The 4,502-nt window shown below is 62.4% G+C and carries 6 protein-coding genes; all 6 read left to right on the forward strand.

From position 1 onward, the window contains the following. The first annotated feature begins 163 nt into the window (after positions 1–163). On the forward strand, positions 164–484 hold the full coding sequence (locus ACH2EI_RS11350; RefSeq protein ID WP_395154366.1) for a GYD domain-containing protein: 321 nt from the start codon (positions 164–166) through the stop codon (positions 482–484). A 162-nt stretch (positions 485–646) separates the two neighbouring features. Further along, positions 647–2,278 carry a long-chain fatty acid--CoA ligase gene (locus ACH2EI_RS11355; RefSeq protein ID WP_395160080.1) on the forward strand — a complete coding sequence of 544 codons (1,632 nt, stop codon included), beginning with the start codon at positions 647–649 and terminating at the stop codon, positions 2,276–2,278. A gap of 22 nt (positions 2,279–2,300) precedes the next feature. Continuing rightward, a complete protein-coding gene (locus ACH2EI_RS11360; RefSeq protein WP_395154364.1) occupies positions 2,301–2,438 on the forward strand; it encodes a hypothetical protein in 138 nt (45 codons plus the stop codon). Between the two features lie 6 nt (positions 2,439–2,444). After that, complete coding sequence (locus ACH2EI_RS11365; RefSeq protein WP_395154363.1) at positions 2,445–2,636, forward strand: hypothetical protein; 192 nt, start codon at positions 2,445–2,447, stop codon at positions 2,634–2,636. A gap of 384 nt (positions 2,637–3,020) precedes the next feature. Further along, the gene (locus tag ACH2EI_RS11370; protein WP_395154362.1) at positions 3,021–3,533 is read left to right on the forward strand and encodes a hypothetical protein; all 513 of its coding nucleotides are present in this window, start codon (positions 3,021–3,023) and stop codon (positions 3,531–3,533) included. 402 nt (positions 3,534–3,935) lie between these two features. After that, a partial coding sequence (locus ACH2EI_RS11375; protein WP_395160082.1) for a DUF222 domain-containing protein occupies positions 3,936–4,502 on the forward strand: 567 nt, incomplete at its 3' end.

The raw sequence follows: 4,502 nt of genomic DNA on the forward strand, positions 1-4,502 counted from the left end.
AACTCTAGCCCAATCCGGTATTTGGGCTGCCCACACGCCGGATCTGGGCTCTGGTGTTGCTGGATCTCACCGGCATCTGGGTCATATCTCACCGCGCTACGAGATCGTTGGACGCATGCCGGGCGACACCGCCTGACTCCAACAGCAAAGAAAGCAGTTCACCATGAAGTTTCTCTGGACAGCCGAATACAGCACCGCTGGTGCGGCCGGGGCGATCAAGGACGGCGGGACCGGCCGACAGGCAGCGATCGAAGGTCTGGTCGCCAGCCTTGGCGGCTCCCTCGACACCTGCTACTTCAGCGGGAATGGGGCGGGCGTCGTGCTCATCGCCGACACTCCCGACCAGGCATCTGCGACCGCTGCTATGTACACCGTCCAAGCCAGCGGCGGAATTTCCTCCATGACAGCGACGCCGTTGGTGACCGCTGCGGAAGTGGACGCGGCAATGAAACTGTCCCCTGCGTACACACCGCCAGGAGCGTGAGACACAGCTCGTTCCCAAGTCACCGTTCGTACCCGGGTGTCGCGCCTCCCATAGTCTGGCGGCGCGAGACCCGGGGCAGAATCTCCACAGATGTGACGCACGAGAACTCGTCGCCACCGCCCAAATTTCGTCCACCGACAACCAAGAGCAAAGAGACATCGCATGACAACACCAGCAGCACAGTCCGAATTCGTTGCCGATCGTACCAAAGCCGCCTCGCTGACATCGTCGCGGCCGACAGGGCACGGGTCAGTTCCCGCATACGACTGGATCGCCCATCACAGCGCGCAACGCCCCAACAAGGAAGCCATCCGCGACCTTGGCAGCGGGCGCACCTTCACCTACGCCGAACTCGACCGCCGAATCGACGCAATGGCAGCCCACTTGGCGTCCATTGGTATCGGGCGCGGCGACAGAGTCGGCGTGCTCGCCCAGAACGGGGTCGAATATTTCGACATCCAGTTCGCGTGCGCTCGACGCGGCGCCATCTGCGTGCTGTTGAACTCGCGATTGACGGTGACAGAGCTCGAGTACATCATCAACGACAGCTCGCCCATACTGCTGGTGCACGACCTCTCGTTCGCAGACGCTGCCCAAGAGCTGCAACGGCTCTGCTCGATCGGCGAGCTACTCGCGATCGATGGCGGTACCCCCGACAGTCCCTACGAGAAGGTGCTCGCACGGTTCGACGGCGAGGACGGCGGGCGGGCAGATCTCACTCACGACGACCTGATCACGATCATGTACACGTCGGGAACAACGGGGCTCCCCAAGGGCGCAATGATCACACATGGCATGAACTTCTGGAATGCCATCAACCTTGGCATCCCGGGCGGGATCGGTCTCGACACCGTTCACCTGAACGTGTTGCCGCTGTTCCACACCGGTGGGTTGAACTGCTACAGCAATCCGGTCCTGCATGCGGGCGGCACGGTCGTGATCGTCAAAGCCTTCGACCCGGGCGAAACCCTGAGCGTGCTCGGCGATCCAGCACAGGGCATCACCCACATCTTCGCGGTGCCCGCGCCCTACCAATTTATGATGCAACACCCCGACTTCGCCGACACCGACCTGTCGCGCCTGAGGGTTGCCGGAGTCGGTGGGGCGCCCTGCGCGTTGACGATCATGGAAACCTGGTTCGAACGCGGCGTGCCACTGGTCCAGGGGTTCGGGATGACCGAAACCAGTCCGGCCTGTATCTTCCTCGATCCCGGCGACGCGCTCCGCAAAATCGGGTCCACCGGCAAGGTCCTGCTCCACACCGAGGCCCGCGTCGTCAACGACAACGGCGGCGACTGCGGCCCCGACGAGATCGGCGAGCTGTGGGTTGCCGGACCGAACATCACCCCCGGATACTGGAACCGCCCCGATGCCACTATCGCTGCGTTCGAAGGACGATGGCTCAAGACCGGCGACGCCGCGCGCATCGACGACGAAGGCTTCTTCTTCATCGTTGACCGGTGGAAAGACATGTACATCTCAGGTGGCGAGAACGTCTACCCAGCAGAAATCGAGAACGTGCTCTACCAGCTGCCCGAGGTAGCCGAAGCAGCGATCATCGGCGTCCCGAACGACAAATGGGGCGAGGTCGGGCTCGCCGTCATTGCACTCAAACCCGGCGCCACACTCGATCGATCAACCGTCATCGAACACTGCGTCACCCGACTGGCGAAGTTCAAAATCCCCAACGACATCGCCATCGTCGAGGCACTCCCCCGCAACGCCACCGGCAAAGTACTCAAACGCGAACTCCGGACCCAGTTCGTCGACGCCGACGCGCCGATGATCTCATGACCTGACGGCCACGAACGTCCGCATGAATCCCGTGTTCGGCTCGGGCCGGTCCACTCACCGCGGCCGGGTACCGGCTGGTGAAGGAGGCCAGACGTTGATGACCGATGCAGTGCGTACCGCAGCGCGTGTCGAAGCCAACGACCTTGGCGTGCATCGGTGACGCGACGTGGACGAACCAATGTTGCTGTTGCAGGTCGGCGAGGGTGCATTCGCTTCGTTGCGTGTTGTTGACAACACGCCGTCGTTGAATCTGCCGGTGCGTCCAACCCGTCTGATTGGCCGCATCGACGACCTGGATCGGGCTCGACGATTGTTGGCCGAGCATCGTTTGGTCACGATCGCCGCTGTTGGCGGTTGAGGCAAGACCCGTCTGGCGGTCGCTGGGGTGAGGCAGAGTTGTTGGCGACCAGCCGCGAGGCACTCGATGTCGGGGCGAGCAGGTCATGAACCTTGCTTCGTTGTCATGGACGTCGGCCGACGGGGCTGATTCACCGGCGGTGCAACTGTTTGCCGAACGAACTGTGGCGATCGAACCAAATTTCTCGATCACGCCAGACAACGTGGCAACGGAAGAGCCAGTTGTGTGAGCACTTGGACGGGGTGCCGTTGGCGATCGAGTTGGCTGCAGCCCGGATCACGGTACTGACACCGGCAGAGCTGTTGCAGGGTTTGAGCGACCGGTTCACTGTGCTGTCGGTCGGGCGGGCGACGGCGGCAACGCCAACGCGCCCTCGAAGCAACCGTGGCGTGGAGCTATGACCTCCTCGAGCCCGAACAGCAGCGGGCGTTCAGGGCATTGGGGGTCTTTGTTGGTGGGTTCGACCTCGACGCCGTCGTTGGCCTGCACGCCGAATACTTCCACAAGCTGGTGATGGCCGGTTATGGTCGGACGATCTCGAGCGAGGCGCGCCTTGGCAAACGTCTCCAGTTCGACAGAGCCAACATCACCGCGGGATTCGACTGGTTGATAAACAACAGCCAGTACGTGATCGCTGGGGATCTGCTTCTGGGGAGCCTGGGCGCCTACGAGCACGACGGACTCGACACCGACATTGGTCACGGCTTCTATCGAGGCATCGCGGGAGCCCTGTTGGCGTATTCGGGCGACTACATCCAAGCGTTGGCGGCGATGGACGACAAGCCTGACAACCTCGTCCGACACGACCACCTCTCAACAGTTCTGTTGAATGTCATCCCGACGGTCGCGGTATTCCACATCTTGCTGGGCCAACCCAAAATGGGGCTCGAACGGTGAGGACCCCTTGCAGACGTCGGCTTTGCCCCACACCACGTTCGTCTCCATGCCACCGAAGCAGCAGCCGGGCGACTCGCCAGGCAATGCAACGACACCGTGCTGCTGCTTGCCGAGCTCGCACTGGTGGAAGGCGATCACAAAACTGTTGTCCACCCCAACGAACACGCAGCCCAAGAGCAAGCCTTCCGCGACCCGGCAAACCAAGCGCAACATGGCGTCCTCGGGTCCCACACCGCGATGCAGGCACTCCACGCCGAGCTCACACGCCGCTACTGGGACTGCCCACCCAGCTCTCGGCTCGCGATCCAACCCAACGAAAACTTGTCTCACACCTCTTGACACGTTCCGGCTTCGGAAACTCTGTGACACCCCAAATGTATTGTTGTGTGTATGGAGCTGGGGGTGATCGATCTGGTTGGCGGGGGCGGCGCAATGGTCGCTGTCAACGACTCGACCCGGACGCTTCGACGAACCCGATCGATACAGCTCGACCACGTGTGGCGGGCACTCGAAACCGGTGCCTGGGTCACGGCCGGGTTCCGCTCAGCAACACCATGGCTGTCGTCAATCACTGGCGAATCGCCGTCGGCGTCAAGCGTGACGCTGCGGCTCGCCGAACGAATCCAGCAGATGCCCCAAGTCAAAGCCACGTTCGCTGACGGTGTCCTCGCCGAAAGCGCGCTCCGCCAACTGATTGACCTGTGGTCCTTCGACATCGCCGGCGAATTCGCCCGTGACGAACGAATGCTGCTCGGCTGGGCACTGCAGTTCGCCTCCGGCGATCTGACAATGCTGCTCGCCACCTGGCTGCTCCACAACGACCCCGATGCCGCCGACAAAACCGCCCAAGAACAGTTCGAGTCACGAGAACTCCACCTGTCATCCCTGCTCGACAGCATGGGCCGCCTCGACGCGCTCCTCGACCCAGAGGGCTTCAATCTGGTCCGCGCAGCAATCCGTCATCTCTCC

The organism is Ilumatobacter sp., assembly GCF_041688325.1.
Classification (GTDB): Bacteria; Actinomycetota; Acidimicrobiia; order Acidimicrobiales; family Ilumatobacteraceae; genus Ilumatobacter_A.